This is a genomic window from Mycobacterium shunyiense (genome assembly GCF_058270075.1).
The window spans coordinates 1,016,995-1,034,191 of the sequence record NZ_JBZDPU010000015.1; the positions used below are offsets into that span (position 1 = coordinate 1,016,995).

A 17,197-nucleotide genomic window follows, 5' to 3' on the forward strand; every position below is an offset into this window, starting at 1 on the left:
GCGCATGAGTGTTCAGCGAGGAGCGAAGGCGGATCGCGCATGAGTACCGTCTGGACGATCGCCGCGGTCATGTTGACCGCCGCCGCGGCGATCACGATGTTTCGTCTCTTGGCCGGTCCGAGCACCTTGGATCGGCTGGTGGCGCTGGACACCCTGGTGGCCGTCACGCTGTGCGGTATCGGGACCTGGGCGGCCTACAGCCTGGACACCACGGTGACCTACAGCCTGACCGCGTTGGCGTTGATCAGCTTCGTCGGGTCGGTCAGCGTGGCGCGTTTCCGTGTGCCCGATACCGAGCCGCGGCGGAAGAGGGCGCCATGAACGTCCTCGACATCGTCACTGCGGTCTTGATTCTGGCCGGGTCGACGCTGGCCCTGACCGCCGCGATCGGCATTGTGCGGTTCGGCGACACCATGTCGCGGATGCATTCGGCGACCAAGCCCCAGGTGCTCGGGTTGCTGTTGGTGCTGGCCGGCGCCGCGATCCGTCTCCGCGGCCATGCCGATGTCGGCATGCTGATCCTGACCGGTTTGTTCACGCTGATCACCGCGCCGGTGATCGCCAACCGCGTCGGGCAACTGGCCTACCGCGAGCAGAGCAACCGGGAGAACCTGTTGACCCGAGACGAGATGGCCGAGTTCGAGGAGACTGGAAGCGATGGCCAGAACTAACGACGACAGCTGGGATATCACCGAGAGTGTGGGTGCGACCGCGCTCGGGGTGGCGATGGCTCGTGCCGACGAGACCACCGCGGACTCTCCGTTGTTCACCGACCCGTATGCACAGATGTTTCTCGACGCCGCGGCCACGCGGGGCTGGCGACCGCCAACCGGGGCGATGGCTCAACGGATCCGCGCCATCGGCAATTACGCCGCCTCGCGGACCAAGTGGTTCGACGAGTTCTTCGTCGCCTCAGGCGCAGCGGGTATCCGTCAGTCGGTGATCCTGGCGGCCGGTCTGGATGCCCGGGCCTGGCGGTTGCCCTGGATCCAGGAGAGCGTGGTGTTCGAGATCGACCAACCGCAGGTGCTGCAGTTCAAGGAGGAAGTCCTGGCGGCCCGCGGCGCGGTACCGAAGGCCCGGTATGTCGCGGTGCCCGTCGATCTGCGTCAGGATTGGCCGAAAGCCTTGCGGGATGCCGGTTTCGACGCCACCCAACCGACGGCCTGGTCAGTCGAGGGGCTACTGCCCTACCTGCCCGCCGAGGCGCAGGACCTGCTGTTCGAGCGCATCACCGAGCTGTCCGCACGGGACAGCCGGATAGGCGTCGAGTCGTTCAGTGCCGGGTTCTTCTCCGAGGACCATCTGGCGCGTCGCCGTGAGCTCATCGAGAAGATGCGCGCCGAGGCCGCCGAAGCGGGCGAGTCCGCCGAGGACATGCCCGATCCCGCACAGTTGTGGTTCATCGAGGACCGCCCCTATGTGCCCGAGTGGCTCAGTGAACACTGCTGGGACGTGGCGGCGCTGCCTGCCGACGATCTGATGGCGCGTTACCACCGGTCCCTGTCCGCTGACACCACCGAGGGCACCATGGCCACCGAATTCGTCGAGGGTGTTCTGACCGAGAAGAATTCTTGGTGACGGAGATCAGGCGGTCGCGTTCGTAACCTGGTGGCGGCCGAATCGCGAAATCTTCGCCCTCCGGTTACCAAACGCGGAGCATCACACCGCTGCAAAGAAATCCTGCAGTGCCTCGGCAACACGTTCGGGCACCATGGCGGTGGCGAAGTGGGACTGGTCGGGCCAACCGACTCGCTGCGCGTGGGGAAGCACCGCCGCCAAGCGCTCCATGCCCTCAGGAAGAGGCGGCCAACTTAAGCCGCCTTGCATCAGTAACACCGGCACAGTGATGGCCGCCCACCGTTCGACATCACGCCCGTCGTTGGCCATCGCTTCCAGATCTGCCCCCGCGGAGGTCGTCGCCACCCGGCCGGCCTCCTCACTTTCTGGCTCGAACGAAGCTTGCTCCACCAGTTCTGAAGGAACGCAGGCGACCTCGCGGGCGAAGAGCTCCACCGCGTCCGCATATCGGGTTTCGGAACACAGCCGTCGGTAGCGGTCCAGGACAGGCAACAGGTGCGCGCCGGACAGCAACAGCGGCGGCTCGAACAGCGCCAGCGATGCGATGTGATCGGTACCGGCCACCGCGGCGTGAAGGGCAACCGTCGCCCCGTAAGAACCACCGACGACGTGCGCCCCCGTTCCGGACGCGTCCGTCACCGACTTCAACACGCATCCCAGATCGGCGGCCTCCACTGCAAACCAGTTGGGCGACGAGCCAATTGCACTCGGCGGGTGGTTTCGCCGCGCATACCGCACGATCTGGAAACCGTTGAGGCGCCCGGCGACATCGGTCCAGGAATCCAGGCCACCGTTGGACCCGTGCACGAAGACCACCGGAGGTCCGGTTCCCGTCGTCTCCAATACCAGATCGGTGCCGTCCGCGGTTGTGAGCACAGAAGCCATTTCCCGAGTATTGCTCTGCTACTCCGAAAGCTGGAACTCCACCATCGCGGTGACCGAATCCACGGCCTCGCTGAGCACCTCGACGCGGGCCGCCTCCGACGGCGCGGCCAGCAGTGAATAGCGGTCGGCCTGCCCCATCGGCAGCCGAGTCGCCAAGGCGTACAAACGGTTCTCCGGGTCGACGCCGGCGGATTCGACGATCTCGCGGCTGCGGATCGGCGTGCCGCGCGCCTCGCCGATCCGGTCGAGCAAGGCGACCATCCGGTCTTCGACGTCAGCGATTCGGGCGGCATCGGCCGGGCCGTCCGGTTCGTCGGGCCACAGTTCGATCTCGGCGCGTGGGTACGGATCGTCGTCGAGCCAGCGCTGCACGCGAATTCGTTCACCCATCACACACAGCAACCGGTACTTGCCGACACCGAACTCCTGGCAGTCCACGATCTTGGCCAGTGCGCCGACCTCGCATCGACGGTCACCCCCGCCCACCTCGCGCCCGGCGGAGATCAGCACCACCCCGAAAGACGGCTCCGAGGAGGCCATACAGTCGCCCACCAGCGCCACATAGCGCGGTTCGAAGATCCGCAGCGGCAGTTCCTGGCCGGGCAGCATCGCCACTTCGAGAGGAAACATCGGTGAGACCGTCATGGGGCCAGGATCGTCTTCGCCTCCGATTTGGTCAATGCGCACGAGCCGGTAACCTCGGATGATGCCACCGTCAGCGGAGCTTGCGACTACCCGCACGCTGCTGTCCGATCCGGGCTACACCGACCTCGACGCGGTCGACCGCCAACTGATCGAACTGCTGCAGGCCGACGGCCGCATTCCCTACGCCGAGCTGGGTCGCCGTGCGGATATCACGGAAAAGACTGCGCGCCGCCGTGTTTCGCGGTTGTTGAGCGAGGGATACATCTCCATCGCCGCCATCACGGATCCAGCTGTCCTCGGATTCCACGCGCTGGGCCTGGCCCTGCTGACCGTCGACGGATCCCGCACCCCGGTCGAGCTCGCCGCGGAGCTCGCCCACCTGCCCGAGGCCGATTATGTGACGGCGGTGACGGGGCCGTACGGCGTGGTGCTCGAGTTGGTCTGCACGGACGCCCGCGAACTTCACGATGTGGCGTTCGGCCGGATCGCGACACTGCCGGGCGTGGGCTCGGTGGAGCTGCTCCCCTATCTGCGGCTGCACTATCAGCAGGCCCGGTTGTCGGGTGCGCTGGCCGACGGAGCGGTGCGCCCGCGCCCACTCGACGACATCGACCGGGCGATCCTCACCCGCCTCGCCGTCGACGGCCGGGCCGCGTTCCGCGACTTCGCTTCGGCCCTCGGCTTGTCCGAGACCACCATCCGATCCCGCTACAGCCGGATCGTGGAGACGGGCGCGGCTCGGGTGATGTGCATCGCCAACCCGCTGCGCCTCGGTTACCGCCACAGCAGCTGGGTCGCGATCCGCACCGATGGCCGGGCCGGCGCGCAGAAGGTGGCCGAGGCGCTGACGCGGGTCGACGCGGTCTCCTACGTGGCGCTGACCGCCGGCCGCTGGGACGTCCTGGCGGAGGTGCTGACCACCCGCGGCGAGGATCTGCTCGACGCGCTCGACGAGCGCATCCGTGGACTGGACGGGGTCACCGCGATGCAGGCCTGGCCTTATATCTCAGTGCACTACAAGGCAATTCATCCCAGGGACGTCGGCGATCTCAGCCCGGCACCTTTTTGTTGATCGCGTCGACCACGGTCGAGTCCCGATCGGCCAGCACGCACATGGCTCCGATGAACGAGGTCCAGATGTACGGATTCTTCTTCATTCCCGCATAGCCGTTCTTCACCAGTAGCTCGACCATGCCGAGCTGGGTGGCCTCGTCCATCGAGGAATACTCCCGGCAGGTGGTCGACATCCCGTTCGGTGGCGGGGTCCTGGTCCCGCCACTGGTTCCGGGGGACGGGAAAGCCGGAGTCGACGGTGCTGCCGTAGTGCTGGGTCGGCGCTTGGTGGTCGTCGGCGTGGAGATCCCGGTCTGATCGGGATCGGCCATCGGTGCGCCGACGGTGACTGTGCTGCAGCCCGAGAGGGCGAAGCCCGCCACGATAATCCCCACCACGATCCGCTGCCGCATAGCGTTCATCCTTAGAGTTGGAGTTCACCGACCAGGGCGTCTACCACTTCGCGCAGGTCGCCGTCATTCTCCTCGGCCACGCGGCGCTGTCGTTGATACGAGCCGCCGCCGTGGTAGATGTCGGTGACCGAGGCCAGCTCGTCAGCGCACCCCAGTGACTTGGCGACCGGCTCAAGGTGATTCAGCAGTTCGTCGAGGTCTTCGGTGACCAGCCGCTCATTGCTGTCGGCATCCAGGATGATCACCGCATCGAGCCCGTAGCGGGCAGCGCGCCATTTGTTCTCCTGGACATGCCACGGCGGCATGGTCGGCAACTGCTCGCCCGCGTCGAGCCTGCGGTCCAGATCCACGATGAGGCAATGGGTCAGCGCAACCAGCGCACCGAGTTCCCGCACATTGGACACCCCGTCGAAGATCCGCACCTCGATCGTGCCGAGGTGCGGTGACGGCCTGATGTCCCAACGGATCTCGTTGAGGTGGTCGATGATGCCGGTCTTCTTCTGATCGTGGACGAATCCCTCGAACTCCGACCAGGTCTGGAACTGGAATGGCAGCCCGGCGGTGGGCAGCTGCTGGAACATCATCGCCCGGTTGCTGGCGTACCCGGTGTCCTCGCCTTCCCAGAACGGGGACGACGCCGAGAGCGCCAGCAGATGCGGGTACTGATTGAGCAGCGAGGAGATGATGGGCATCACCTTGTGCGCCGAGGAGATCCCGACGTGCACGTGCACTCCCCAGATCGTCATCTGCCGGCCCCACCACTGGGTGCGCTTGATCAGCTCGGCATACCGCGGCGCGTCGGTCAGCTGTTGCGCCGACCATCTTGCGAACGGGTGAGTGCCCGCGCAGAACAGCTCCATGCCGCGGTCGTGCACGATCTTGCGCACGGAGCCAAGGGTGCCGCGCAGGTCATCCATCGCCTCACCGGTGTTCTCACAGATTCCGGTGACGATCTCGATGGTGTTGCGCAGCAGCTCCTTGTGCACGTGCGGGCTCTCGCCGACCTCGGCGATCACCTCGGCAGCGCCGTTGCTCAGATCACGGGTGTCGGCGTCGACGAGAGCGAACTCCCACTCGACGCCGACGGTTGGCCGGGGCGACCCGGCGAAATCGATGCGGCTGTCAGCCTGCGCCGATAACACCGCACGCCACCCGAGAGCCGGCGTCGCCGGTGGCCAAGGTCGCCTGATCGGGGCCGGGTGCGCCGCCGATGACCTGCTGGTACTTCTCCGGCGGGATGTTGGCGAAGTTGTCGGCCTTCTCGTGGATGATGATGGCCGTCTTGGCGCCGGCCTGCAGATCCTGTGCGGTGAAGGCGTCGGTGGTGGTCACCAGCTTGCCTGAGCCGTCGGCGCGGATCTGCAGCGAGCTCAGGTCACCGCTGGAGGGGTGACCGCTGTGCCCGGACACCTGGAAGTGGCCGCCGGCCGAGTTGAAGTCGCCGGGTGCGCCGCCGGTGGGGGCCACCGAGTTGGCCTCGCACTTGCCGACGGAGTGGATGTGCAGGCCGTGGAATCCGGGAGCCAGCTTGCCCGGGGCGGTCGTCTCGACGGTCACGGTGGCGAAGCCGTCGGCGAACTGGAAGTCGGCGGTTGCCACGGACGTGCCGTCGGCGGTCTTGAGCTCCGCGGTCAGGGTCTCGCCGCCGCTGGTGGCCGGTGCACCGTGTCCGCTGCCGTGCTCACCGGGAGCGGCCGAGGGGGACGGCGATCCGGTCCAGATTGCCGGGGTGGTCCCGGGCGTGTCGGACGGGACCTGACCGGGAGGGCTGCAGGCGCTCAGTGCGACGACAGGGGCGGCGAACAGGACGGCAACACCGACGGACTTAAGCATGGTCCAAAGCCTAGCCGGTGACTACCACGATCACGCCCGGTGGTTGCGCGACAAGTTCGGGGCGTCGGGGTTCGACGGGCGCATGCAACACCTTGCCCGCATTTTCGGCTGCTTCCTTCTCATCGGGAGTCTCACCGAAGAACACCGTGGTGCCGGCAACACCTTCCAGTGTCAGGTTGCCGGTCTCGGTGACATTCCAGTGCGCCTCACGCAACTGATTGGCCGCGGTTTCGGCCGCGCCAGGAACGTCGGAGATGTTGTACACGCGCACGTCGGCCTTGACGTCGGGTGCGGGCGCGGCCTTTGCCGATGTCTTTGTGGTGGTCGTCGCGGTCGTGGTGGCCACGGACGACGATTGATCCGCTGAGTCGTCGTCGGAGCCGAGCGCCTGGAAACCGACCAGCAGGAACACGACCCCGAGGAACAACAGCACCATCACCATGGCGCGCAGGGGCAGCCCGGAGGAGTCTCGCTGATTCATCGCCACCACTGTATCGAGCGAACCGCCCGATCCCTCATTGCGTGACCTTTAGGTGGTGATATCGAAGCCGAGTCGCCGCGCGGCGCGCGCCTTCTGACGGCTTGCCCGCAGCCGCCGCAGCCGCTTGACCAGCATCGGGTCGGCGGCCAGCGCCTCGGGGCGGTCCACCAGCGCGTTGAGCACCTGGTAGTACCGGGTAGCCGACATCGAGAAGAGCTCTTTGATCGCGTCTTCCTTGCTGCCGGCGTACTTCCACCATTGGCGTTCGAAGGCCAAAATATCGTGCTCGCGCCGGGTGAGCCCGTCGCTCAGGTCAGAGTCGTCCCCGGATTGCTCAGCCCGCGCCATGGCGCCGTCCATATTGCTCCCTGGACCCTTCCGACACTTGAGAAATAACATCGCTGTGGTTCGGCGATTATTCAACCACGGCTTGCTGGCTTGAGCTGACACATAAACCCGCGAGTCGGGTGAGAAGGATTGCCACCTTAAGCTTCCCCCATGGCTGTCGCACCGATTTGCATCGTCGGGGATCCCGTTCTGCACACACCGACCGAGCCGGTGCCGGTCGGCCCGGACGGCTCGCTGCCCGCAGATCTACCCGAACTCATCCAGACCATGTTCGACACCATGGACGCCGCGAACGGGGTTGGCTTGGCCGCCAACCAGATCGGTGTGGCCAAGCGGTTGTTCGTCTACGACTGCGCTCCGACCCGCGGTCAGGTCACGCGGCGCCGCGGGGTCGTCATCAACCCGGTGCTGGAGACCTCCGACGTTCCCGAGACGATGCCCGACCCCGACGATGACGAGGAAGGCTGCCTGTCCGTGCCGGGCGAGAATTTCCCGACCGGCCGGGCCGACTGGGCACGGGTCACGGGCCTGGATGCCGACGGTTCGCCGATCACTCTCGAGGGCACCGACTTGTTTGCCCGGATGCTGCAGCACGAGACCGGGCATCTCGACGGATTCCTCTACATCGACCGCCTCGTGGGCCGCTACGCGCGGGCTGCCAAGAAGACCGTCAAGCGCAACGGATGGGGTGTTCCCGGCCTGTCCTGGATGCCCGGCGAGGTCCCTGACCCGTTCGGGCACTGATGCCGGCATTACCCGCACTCGGGTCGCGGGTCAGCCTTCGGTACCGGCTGCCCGCCGGGTCGGCCAAGCCGCTCACCGACGTCATCGGGCACCTGGAACAACTGGAGCCGACGGTGCTGATCCGCACCAAGGACGGCGAGCTCGTCGACGTCGCGCCGGCAGACATCGTCAGCGTGCGCGAGCTGTCGCACGCCCCGGTTCGGGCCTCGGAGATCCGCGCGCTCGAACATGCGGCGGCGCTGGCCTGGCCGGGCGTCGAGCAGCAATGGTTGGGCGGTTGGCTGCTGCGCGCCGGACACGGAGTCACCAGCCGCGCGAATTCGGCGATCCCGTTGGACATGTCGGCCCAGATCGCCGATCTCGCCGCGGTGCGCGACTGGTACCGCGAACGCGGCCTGCCGGCCTGGCTGGCCCTGCCCGAGCGACTCCTGCCGATTCACACCCCGGGCATCAAGCCGGCCCGGGTCATGGTGCGTGAGCTGCCCGCCCCTCCCCCTTCCTCCCCGAATGTCACGCCGGCGCAACCCTCGCCGTCCGGCGTCACGCTGGCGCAGCAACCGGACGCGGACTGGCTGCGGCTCTACGAACGCGACGTCCCCGTGGACGTGCTGACGGCCGTGGTCGACGGGCAGCTGGTTTTCGCAACGGTCCCCGATTGCGCGGTGGGCCGCGGGGCGGTGACACCGGCTCCGGACGGCACACTCTGGCTGGGCATCTCGTCGGTCCGGGTCTCCCCGGCGCGGCGCGGGCAGGGCCACGCCCGGTCGGTGTGTGAGGCGCTGGCAACCTGGGGTGCCCAGGCAGGTGCCCGCCAGGCCTACGTCCAGGTGGAGGTCGACAACCACGCGGCAATCGCGCTGTACACCTCGCTGGGTTTTCGGCTGCACCACCAAACCCGGTACGTCGCGGCTGACGACGTCCTCGGCTGACGCTGACCCGAACCCTCTACCCTCTTACTTCATGCGCCTGGCCACGTGGAACGTCAATTCGATCCGTACCCGAGTGGACCGCGTGGTCGACTGGCTGGAGCGCGCTGACGTCGACGTGCTGGCCATGCAGGAAACCAAGTGCACCGACGCGCAGTTCCCGATGATGCCGTTCGCGGCGTTGGGCTACGAGGTGGCCCACGTCGGGCTCAACCAGTGGAACGGCGTCGCGATCGCCTCACGGGTGGGTCTGGACGACGTGGAGGTCGGGTTCACCGGTCAACCGACCTGGAGCAGCAAGCCCGAGGAAGAGGCCACGTCCGAGGCCCGCGCCCTTGGCGCGACGTGTGGCGGGGTTCGGGTGTGGAGCCTCTATGTGCCCAACGGCCGCACCTTGGCCGATCCGCACTACGCCTACAAACTGGATTGGCTTGCCGCCCTGCGGGATACCGCCGCCGGCTGGCTGAAGGAGGATCCGGAGCAGCCCATCGCGCTGGTCGGCGACTGGAACATCGCCCCAAAGGACGAGGACGTCTGGGACATGGCCGTCTTTGACGGCCGCACCCATGTGTCCGAGCCCGAGCGGGCCGCCTTCCAGGCCATGCATGACGCCCAATTCACCGATGTGGTGCGACCTTTCACCGAAGGGCCGGGGATCTACACCTACTGGGACTACACCCAGCTGGCGTTCCAGAAGCGCCGCGGCATGCGCATCGACTTCATCCTCGGCTCGCCCGGTCTGGCGTCGCGGGTCACCGGCGCCGAGATCGTGAAGGACGAACGCCGCCCCAAGAAGGGCACCACCGCGCCCAGCGACCATGCCCCGGTCGTGGTCGAGCTCGGCTGACCCCCGGTCGACTCTGCGGCCAGGGCGAGAAAGTGCGAGTGGGCCACGCCCCGGGCGCAGAATCAACGCCGCGGCGGCGCGGGCGGGCCGGTTAGCATTGGCGCGACGGGAGGGGGCCGGATGACGACCAGGTGGAGCGCGGTATCCAAATCGCCGACCCTGCCCGTGGGCCACGCGCCGGCCGCCGGCCTCACCGCCGCCGACCTGTTCACCCCACCCACGGAGCCCACGGTCACTCTCGACGAGAAGCTGCGCCGCGCCTACTTCTGGCTGATCAACAAGGCCGTCATCTCCCCGTTCTACGACGTCGAGTTCGGCTCGGACACGACCGTCAACTATCCGCTCGGCGACGCGGGTGCGTCCCTGAGCCTGCCCAGGCAGCCCGCCTACTCCTCGAATGTCCTTGTCCCACTGCTGACTTTCGCCGTCGGCGGACGCTGCCTGCTGATCGGCGGGCCGGGCCGCGGCAAGACCACACTGGCAGTGTTGATGGGCGTGCTGGCCGGGTCCACCCCCGCCGACGTACGCCGCCACGTCCAGCAGGGCCAGCCACAGCTGACCGTGGGTGATCTGGTCGGGATCCCGCTGCCGCGCGACCTGGTGCAGGCGGGGAGCCTCGCCGAGATCACCATCGCCTGGAAGAGCTGGCTGACCGCGCCGGTCAAGATCCTCGACGAGTACAACCGGATTCCGACCAAGACCCAGTCGGCGCTGCTGACCATGGTCGCCGAGGGTTATGTGGAAAGCCATGACCAGATGCACGTCACCGCACCCGAACACGGGGTGGAGAGCTGGTTCTTCACCGCCAACGACGACGGCGGTGGCGGCACCTTCCCGGTGATCCAGGCGCTGCGCGACCGTATCGACGTGACCGTGCAGGCATTCGGTTTCAACAGCCGCTTCCTCGACGAACTGGTGAGTCGCGTGGAGGCCGGGGACCGGCCAGAGGACAACGTGCCCGCCGAGCTGGTGTTCGGCGCGGCCGAGCAGGCGGAGATGGTCCGGGCGATCCGGGCGATTCCGGTGCCCACCGACGTACGCCGTCGGTTGGAGTTCTTCGTCAGCCACTTCGAATTCGTCCAGCACGGTGGCCGCCGCTTCGAGTACCGGACCAAGGATGTGGTGGCCACCGCCGGTCTCGAGGTCGAGCAGATCATCGACGCCAACTCGGGCGCCGATCTGCAGATCGATCTCGGCGCGCAGACCGTCAACGGGGTTTCGGTGCGCTCGCTGCAGAACCTGGTGCTCTATGCCAAGGCGCTGGCCTGGTTCCGGGGCAACCACACCGTCACTCTCGAGGACGTGCGGGCGATGGTGCCGTTCGCCTTGCGCGGCAAGCTGTTACCGAATACTGCCCACCCCCGCTTCGACACCGGCACGGACCGGGAACTGGCGTCAGACCCCGCGAGCTGGCTGACCGACCTGTTCGACTCGTCGTGCCGGGAGTTCGTCGCACTGGAGCGCGAGGGCGAGGATCCGGTGGCCGAACTGCTCGACCAGTTCGGCCACGGTCTCGACGGTTTGGACGCGCTTGAGGTGTCGCGGCGCCTCACCACGATCGAGGCTCACATCTCGGCGGTCTCTGGCGTCGGCAAGATCTACGGCCGGGATTTCGACGATCTGGTCGCCTTGAAGTATCTCTACCAACGGTATTCGAACTATCTGCACTGGCTGGAGAGCGGCCGGTGATTGCCCGGGCGTATCATCAGGTCAATCTCGACCTGCCCACGCCCGCCGAGCTGCCTGCGGTGCCCGGCCTCGATCTGGCCATCTCGGCTGACAACGTGGCCCGCTTCGGCGGCGATCCGAAGCGCTACCGCCATGCCCTGCGCGGTATTTCGGCGGCGCGGGACGTGATGTTCAACGTCGCGGCGGTGGCCGCCTGGCGGGCCGGGGTGCTGGGGATCCGCGACGATGCGTTGTCCCGTTTGCAGCTGCTCCCCGTCGACCTCGCGGCCTCGGTCCTGGGCCTTCCGGTCGACGCGGTCGTCCCGTTCACCGACGGGCAGGCGCTCGACCGGTTCTACTGGCCTCTGCGCCCGCCCGGCCAATTGATCGCGCGAATCGGCGGGTTCACCGGCCTCGGCGGCAGATGGGACCAGCTGCCCACCGATCCCGCACCTTGTGGACCGGGTAGGTGGACGGTGAATGTCGGCGCACAGCGCCGGCAGATCGATGCCGACGTGTTCGGCCACGTCATCTCCGACGCAGCCGCACCCGGCCCGCAGACCGGCGGACCCGCCACGGCGCAACTGGTGGTGCGCCCCACCTCCTACCTGGCCGAGATCTGGCCGGCATGACCGGACGGACACCGACCGATCCCGAACTGGTGGCCTGGCGGGCCGCACTCGACCTGTGGGGCGTGCAACTCCATCCGCCGAACATGGTGCGCGACAGCGCAACCGGGACATTCGCCTGGTTCTCGTTTCCACCGTCGATCTCGATCGACCTGGACGAGCTGACCCGCCAGGGTGCCGAACGCCATCTGACCAGCGTCTTCGCACATGAGATCGGGCATCATGTGCTTTCTCCGAGCACCCGCATCGTCTCGTTCAAGCTCATGCAACAGATGGCCCGGGCGATCGTGGCGAGCGACCCTCGTCGCGCCATTCCCGTCACCAGCACGGCCCGGCACCTGTCCAATCTGTGGTCGGACCTGCTCATCAACGACCGGGTGGTCCGCATGCAGCGCAGACAGCACCCGGGCACCGAGCCGGACATGATCGCGTTGTGGCGCACGCTGACCACCCGCGAGCCCGTGTCGAACGCAGCCTGGTGGGTACTCATGCGTGCCTACGAGTTGCTGTGGTCACTGCCGTCGAACACGCTGTGCCCCAACGCCCCTCCCTCGGTTCCCGAGGCAGTTCGTGAGGACGTGCGGGCTCGCCAGCACGTCGACCCGGCCACGCTCGACGTGTCGATGGTCCGCGAGGACCTGCAGGAGAAGGAACGTGCCCACCGAGTAGCCGCCATGCGGGTACGCGCCATCCAGGACGAACTACTGCTGAGCCAGCCGGTGCAGCCGGTCGCCGACGCCGAGTACGTGGCACAGGCGATCCGGACCTTCGGGGCGGACCCGGTGGGCGGTGCCCTCACCTTCGGCATGGTCCTGGTGCCCTACCTGGTGCTGGAGTCGCTGATCGCCGACGGCGCCGCCCTGCCCGGCGGCGGATGCGCCGAACAGGGCGGAGCCCCCGCGACGGCCGCCGAACTCGCGCAGGTGCTGGCCGACCCACGACTCGACGAGCCGCCGGTACACCCCGCGGAGGCCGCGGTCTGCGGCTCCGCGCCGGATCAGGCGTCTGGCCAAAGTTACGGTGTCGCACAGACCTTGGCCTTGTTCGACGGATCCGACCCCAACGCCGTGATGCTGGCCTGGTACGAGGCGCAGGCCCGGCCCTGGATCCGCCCGCTGCGGCAATCCGGGCGCGGCGTCGCCGAACAGGGGATCCCCGGGCCGCTGGAGACGTGGGAGCTCGGCGACGACGCCACCGAGCTGGATTGGCCGGCCACCCTTGCAGTGAATCCGGTAGTGGTGCCCGGGGTGACGACGCGTCGTCGCACCCAGCTTCCCGACGATCCGGCCCCCACCACCGAGGCGGTGACGCTGGATCTCTACATCGACTCATCCGCATCGATGCCGCGCCCCGAGCGAGGTTCCCCGGCCGTGTTGGCCGGCATGATCCTCGCGCTGTCGGTACTCAAAGGTGGTGGGCGGGTACGCGTCACGTCGTGGGCGGGTCGCGGCCAGGTCGCCGGGGACAGCGTGTATACCCGGGACCGGTCGGAGATCATCCGCCAGTTGACGACGTTCTTCAGCGGCGGCACCGTGTTTCCCCTCGATCTGCTCGCGCACCGCTATCCACCCGGCGGCCATGACTTTTCAGGCGGCGCTGACGAGCTGCGCCACCTGGTGGTGCTGTCCGACGACGGTTTGATGTCGCTGTTCGGCGCAGGCCAGGAAGAATACGCCGGGGTGGCAGCAGCCGTGCGGCGGCAACTCGACACGGCCACGCTGCTGGTGCAGGACCGATCCCGCTCGGTGGCCGCTCCGGCGGCCGAGGCCGGTTTCGACGTCGACTATCTGGACAACATGTCCGACGCACCGGCGGTCTGCGCGAGGTTGGCCGCGCGCATCGCCGGATATCGGCGAGAGGTACTGCATGGCTGAACAATTGGCAAACTGGTTCGCCGAGGAATTGGACGAGCAGGCAGTGTGGTCGACGCTCAAGCCCGGCCCTACCGTCGACGAGGTCGCGGCGCGGATGGCGAGTACGCCGCAGCCGTTTCTCGCCGACACCGTCGACGTGGTGGCGCTGGCATGCGATGTGTTCAACCACACCGGTTGCGCCGCGGCCGCCCAGCGTATCGCCGAGCGGGGCTCTCCGGCGTCCCGGCGCGGCGCCGCCATCGGGCTGTGGTTGTTCGCCAGTGCGGACCTGATCGGCCCGTTCACCGCACCGCTGGACGACCGTAAGGCTGCGACGGCGTTGTTGGCATTGGCTTTTCGGGTGGCGCCGCTGGTCGATCCAGGCCGTTGGCTCAGCGATGCGGACCGCCGCGACGAGGCGGTGCGCACCTTCCTGCTGTGGAACGGCCTGCTGGCGCACGGCGAGGACACCGGGCAGGCCCGATCACTGTTCGAGATGCGCGATTCGGTGCGGCGCGAGGGCGCATTGGCGCAGGCATTGGCCGATCACGAACACCGCATGGCCGTACAACGCCGCCTGGCCGACGCCAAGGCGAAAGAAGCTGCGGCACGGTACAACAGTGAGTGACGATCCGCTAGGGCTTCAGGACTATGTTCCGTTCGGCCAGGTGGCGCTGACCGATGAGCAGCGCTGGCCCGGCCTGTCGGTGGCCGGGCGCGAGCGACTGGCCGCCCTGGAACAGCACCCGCACGCACCGGCCTGGCGCCACCGGGTCGGGCACCGGCTCACCCCCGCCGAGCAACAAGCCGCCACCCGCCAACTTCCCCTTGATGATTGGCTTCCGCAACATCTCACGCTGGCCCGCACCCTGCCCGCCTATCGCCGCCACACCGGCCCGCTGGACAGTCTCACCGACTTTCCGCTGATCGGGCGCGAAGACCTCGTCGACGACATCGCGGCGTTCGTCCCGCCCGGCGCCGACCTCGGCCGGATGCTGCACGGCACGAGTTCGGGCAGTACCGGTGCCGCCCTGGTGATGCCCGACGATCCGGACGAGTTGGCTCGCGGATTTCATTGGCTGCGCGGGCTGGTGGGCGCCCACTGGGAGCCGATGGACCATCGGGTGGCTTTGGTGCAGACGGTGTTCCAGCGGCAGGCCTTCACCTACACCTCGGTGATCCCGGGCTTCGACGAGGCGTTGATGGCCCGGCTGAATCTGCATCCGGCCGCCTGGGCAGGTGGGGCCACGCAGCGCGACGCGTATCTGCGGGATACCGATCCGCAGGTGATCAGCGGCACTCCCACGTCGTTGGAGGTGCTGCTCGATCCCGGCCTTGCCGCCGTATTGCGGCCGCTGGCGCTGATCTCCGGGGCGATGACACTGACGGCGCCCTTGCGCCGGGCGCTCGAGGCGGTTTACGACTGTCCGGTCCTGGACGTCTACGGTCTGCACGAGACCCGACCCATCGCGGTGAGCGACGACGGCGGACCGTTCGTGGTGGCCGAACGCCGCGTGCATGTCGAGGTGCTGGCCGGTGAGGTCGTGGTGACATGCGGAGAGAACCAGTTTCTGCCACTGGTGCGCTACCGCACGGGCGACTACGCGCGGCTGGTCAGCCATCGCGGCCGGCCCGCTCTCACCGATCTGGAGGGAAGGGAGGCAACGGTTTTCGTGTCGGCGACGGGCGTCGTGGTGCCGTGTGTCGACCTCACCCAACAGCTGCAGGCGGCCGGAGCCCGCGGGTGGAGCGTCGACCAGGACGCCCACGGTCGCGTCTCGGCGGTGGTCGCGTCCGGCGACCAGCACCGGGTGACCGAGGCACTGAGGCTACTGCTGGGGCATCCGGTCGAAGTCACGCAAGTGAGGACGCTGGCCGAACTCGGGCCCGGCAAGCCGCGCCGCTATTCCTCGGCTATCGCGCCGACGCAACGATGAGTTCCACGGCTTCGGCCACGCTGTCGGTGCAGTGGAGCAGGGCGAACTCGGATTCATCGATCTTGCCGCCGGGCAAAACGGTGTTCCGAATCCAGTCGATCAGGCCCGACCAATAGTCGACACCCAGCAGGATGATCGGAAACTCGGTGACCTTGTGGGTCTGCACCAGGGTCAACGCCTCGAACAGTTCGTCGAGAGTGCCGAATCCGCCCGGCAGGCACACGAAGGCCTGGGCATATTTGACGAACATGGTCTTGCGGACGAAGAAGTAGCGGAAGTTGATGCCGAGATCCACCCAGTGGTTGAGGCGCTGCTCGAAGGGCAGTTCGATACCGAGTCCCACGGAGTAGCCGCCGGACTCGCTGGCGCCGCGGTTGACCGCCTCCATCGAACCCGGACCGCCCCCGGTGATCACCGCGTAGCCCGCCCGCACCAGCGCGATACCCAGTTCCTCGCCCAGCCGGTACTCGGGCGAATGTGGTTCCGTGCGAGCGGACCCGAAAACCGTCACCGCCCTCGGCATTTCGGCGAGGGCGTCGAAACCGTCGACGAACTCACCCTGGATGCGCATCACGCGCCACGGATCGGTGTGCACCCAATCGGTGAGGCCGCGCCGGTCCAGCAGCCGCTGATCAGCGGTCGTGGTGGCACAGCGGTCACGGCGCAGTTGCACCGAACCGCTGATCTGAGGCTGGCTGTCGTCGTTCTCTGTCATGCGGGCTTCACGCCCACGGTGATGGCGTCGGAGATCGGCGTCCATACCGGCCGGCGTACCCGATGTTGTTCGGCGACGGTGAATCCGGCCGCCTCGAACAGCGCGCGCATCTCCTGCTCGGTGGGACTGTGCGCGGGTGCGCCCAGGTCGGCCGACAACGCATGCAGCGGCAGGAAGGTGCGGCGCGGGCTCATCGTCGCCACCGCCACCATCCCCCCGGGCGCCAGCACCCGGTAGAACTCCGCGAGCGCGGCGGGCTGGTCGAAGAAATGGAAAGCCGAGGTAGTCACCACCGCGTCCAGGAAGCCGTCCTGGAAGGGCAGCTCCTCGGCGGGGGCAGACTTCCACCGCACGCGGTCTGAGCGCTTGCGCGCCTGGGCGAGCATGCCGTCGGACATGTCCAGGCCGTAGACCTCATCGGGGAGGAGTTCACGCTGGATGCGGTCGGCCAGGATGCCGGTACCGCAGGCGATGTCGGCAATCGCACGGGCACCGCGCTCCTGCAGTTGGGCGATCACCTCGTCCTGGGCGGGCCGGTACACCCACCGCTGGAGACAACCCTGGTCATAGGCCGGTGCGGCAAAACTCCAGAAGCGCGTGATGGCGTCGTTGAATCCGCGGCGCTGTGTGGTGGTCACG

21 protein-coding genes are annotated in these 17,197 nt (G+C 67.6%); 12 read left to right on the forward strand and 9 right to left on the reverse strand.

Annotated features, from left to right (window positions below; all coding sequences use genetic code 11):
* Window positions 1-39: 39 nt before the first annotated feature.
* From AC4ELH_RS19235 to AC4ELH_RS19245, 3 genes are read left to right on the forward strand one after another with little or no spacing between them, the layout of a single operon-like run.
* A complete protein-coding gene (locus AC4ELH_RS19235; RefSeq protein ID WP_064880600.1) occupies window positions 40-321 on the forward strand; it encodes a monovalent cation/H+ antiporter complex subunit F in 282 nt (93 codons plus the stop codon).
* Window positions 318-671, forward strand: a complete 354-nt coding sequence (locus AC4ELH_RS19240; protein WP_448443913.1) for a monovalent cation/H(+) antiporter subunit G — start codon at window positions 318-320, stop codon at window positions 669-671. The genes AC4ELH_RS19235 and AC4ELH_RS19240 overlap by 4 nt, the downstream gene beginning before the upstream one ends.
* Entirely contained in the window at window positions 658-1,581 is a 924-nt protein-coding gene (locus AC4ELH_RS19245; RefSeq protein ID WP_498886003.1) for an SAM-dependent methyltransferase, read from the forward strand. The genes AC4ELH_RS19240 and AC4ELH_RS19245 overlap by 14 nt, the downstream gene beginning before the upstream one ends.
* An 81-nt stretch (window positions 1,582-1,662) precedes the next feature.
* Here the strand turns inward: AC4ELH_RS19245 and AC4ELH_RS19250 are convergent, their stop codons facing one another.
* On the reverse strand, window positions 1,663-2,466 hold the full coding sequence (locus tag AC4ELH_RS19250) for an alpha/beta fold hydrolase (RefSeq protein ID WP_498886005.1): 804 nt from the start codon (window positions 2,464-2,466) through the stop codon (window positions 1,663-1,665).
* Window positions 2,467-2,484: 18 nt separating this feature from the next.
* Window positions 2,485-3,111, reverse strand: coding sequence for an LON peptidase substrate-binding domain-containing protein (locus AC4ELH_RS19255; protein WP_448443919.1), 627 nt, complete (start codon window positions 3,109-3,111; stop codon window positions 2,485-2,487).
* A 61-nt stretch (window positions 3,112-3,172) separates the two neighbouring features.
* On the opposite strand from AC4ELH_RS19255, the gene AC4ELH_RS19260 reads away from it, so the two are divergent.
* The gene (locus tag AC4ELH_RS19260; protein ID WP_498886007.1) at window positions 3,173-4,183 is read left to right on the forward strand and encodes an Lrp/AsnC family transcriptional regulator; all 1,011 of its coding nucleotides are present in this window, start codon (window positions 3,173-3,175) and stop codon (window positions 4,181-4,183) included.
* Here AC4ELH_RS19260 and AC4ELH_RS19265 read toward each other — a convergent pair.
* From AC4ELH_RS19265 to napA, 5 genes are read right to left on the reverse strand one after another with little or no spacing between them, the layout of a single operon-like run.
* Window positions 4,161-4,577: a hypothetical protein gene (locus tag AC4ELH_RS19265; RefSeq protein WP_498886008.1), complete on the reverse strand. Its 417-nt coding sequence runs from the start codon at window positions 4,575-4,577 to the stop codon at window positions 4,161-4,163. The genes AC4ELH_RS19260 and AC4ELH_RS19265 overlap by 23 nt on opposite strands.
* A gap of 11 nt (window positions 4,578-4,588) precedes the next feature.
* Window positions 4,589-5,719, reverse strand: coding sequence for a glutamate--cysteine ligase (locus tag AC4ELH_RS19270; RefSeq protein ID WP_498886010.1), 1,131 nt, complete (start codon window positions 5,717-5,719; stop codon window positions 4,589-4,591).
* Window positions 5,700-6,410: a superoxide dismutase[Cu-Zn] gene (gene sodC / locus AC4ELH_RS19275; RefSeq protein WP_064957146.1), complete on the reverse strand. Its 711-nt coding sequence runs from the start codon at window positions 6,408-6,410 to the stop codon at window positions 5,700-5,702. The genes AC4ELH_RS19270 and sodC overlap by 20 nt, the downstream gene beginning before the upstream one ends.
* Before the next feature lie 10 nt (window positions 6,411-6,420).
* Window positions 6,421-6,891, reverse strand: a complete 471-nt coding sequence (locus AC4ELH_RS19280; protein WP_207549043.1) for a LytR C-terminal domain-containing protein — start codon at window positions 6,889-6,891, stop codon at window positions 6,421-6,423.
* 48 nt (window positions 6,892-6,939) lie between these two features.
* Window positions 6,940-7,251: a nucleoid-associated protein NapA gene (gene napA / locus AC4ELH_RS19285; RefSeq protein ID WP_054601151.1), complete on the reverse strand. Its 312-nt coding sequence runs from the start codon at window positions 7,249-7,251 to the stop codon at window positions 6,940-6,942.
* Between the two features lie 138 nt (window positions 7,252-7,389).
* On the opposite strand from napA, the gene AC4ELH_RS19290 reads away from it, so the two are divergent.
* The 8 genes from AC4ELH_RS19290 (at window position 7,390) to AC4ELH_RS19325 (ending at window position 15,843) form a co-directional block, all read left to right on the forward strand.
* On the forward strand, window positions 7,390-7,983 hold the full coding sequence (locus tag AC4ELH_RS19290) for a peptide deformylase (protein WP_064880584.1): 594 nt from the start codon (window positions 7,390-7,392) through the stop codon (window positions 7,981-7,983).
* Window positions 7,983-8,912 (forward strand): N-acetylglutamate synthase, CG3035 family, encoded by a 930-nt coding sequence (locus tag AC4ELH_RS19295; RefSeq protein WP_498886014.1) that lies wholly within the window; start codon window positions 7,983-7,985, stop codon window positions 8,910-8,912. The genes AC4ELH_RS19290 and AC4ELH_RS19295 overlap by 1 nt, the downstream gene beginning before the upstream one ends.
* A 31-nt stretch (window positions 8,913-8,943) precedes the next feature.
* Window positions 8,944-9,756, forward strand: a complete 813-nt coding sequence (locus AC4ELH_RS19300; RefSeq protein ID WP_463791152.1) for an exodeoxyribonuclease III — start codon at window positions 8,944-8,946, stop codon at window positions 9,754-9,756.
* Between the two features lie 120 nt (window positions 9,757-9,876).
* On the forward strand, window positions 9,877-11,445 hold the full coding sequence (locus tag AC4ELH_RS19305) for an AAA family ATPase (RefSeq protein ID WP_498886016.1): 1,569 nt from the start codon (window positions 9,877-9,879) through the stop codon (window positions 11,443-11,445).
* The gene (locus AC4ELH_RS19310) at window positions 11,442-12,056 is read left to right on the forward strand and encodes a hypothetical protein (RefSeq protein WP_498886018.1); all 615 of its coding nucleotides are present in this window, start codon (window positions 11,442-11,444) and stop codon (window positions 12,054-12,056) included. The genes AC4ELH_RS19305 and AC4ELH_RS19310 overlap by 4 nt, the downstream gene beginning before the upstream one ends.
* Entirely contained in the window at window positions 12,053-13,927 is a 1,875-nt protein-coding gene (locus AC4ELH_RS19315; RefSeq protein WP_498886020.1) for a hypothetical protein, read from the forward strand. The genes AC4ELH_RS19310 and AC4ELH_RS19315 overlap by 4 nt, the downstream gene beginning before the upstream one ends.
* Entirely contained in the window at window positions 13,920-14,534 is a 615-nt protein-coding gene (locus AC4ELH_RS19320; RefSeq protein ID WP_448443937.1) for a hypothetical protein, read from the forward strand. Before AC4ELH_RS19315 ends, AC4ELH_RS19320 begins: the two co-directional genes overlap by 8 nt.
* Complete coding sequence (locus AC4ELH_RS19325; protein WP_498886022.1) at window positions 14,527-15,843, forward strand: phenylacetate--CoA ligase family protein; 1,317 nt, start codon at window positions 14,527-14,529, stop codon at window positions 15,841-15,843. The genes AC4ELH_RS19320 and AC4ELH_RS19325 overlap by 8 nt, the downstream gene beginning before the upstream one ends.
* On the opposite strand, the gene AC4ELH_RS19330 is transcribed toward AC4ELH_RS19325, so the two are convergent.
* Together AC4ELH_RS19330 and AC4ELH_RS19335 are read right to left on the reverse strand one after the other, a co-directional pair.
* Window positions 15,821-16,558, reverse strand: coding sequence for an LOG family protein (locus AC4ELH_RS19330; RefSeq protein WP_498886024.1), 738 nt, complete (start codon window positions 16,556-16,558; stop codon window positions 15,821-15,823). The two genes, AC4ELH_RS19325 and AC4ELH_RS19330, sit on opposite strands and share 23 nt — an antisense overlap.
* Entirely contained in the window at window positions 16,555-17,196 is a 642-nt protein-coding gene (locus AC4ELH_RS19335) for a class I SAM-dependent methyltransferase (protein WP_064880565.1), read from the reverse strand. The genes AC4ELH_RS19330 and AC4ELH_RS19335 overlap by 4 nt, the downstream gene beginning before the upstream one ends.
* Window position 17,197: the final 1 nt, after the last annotated feature.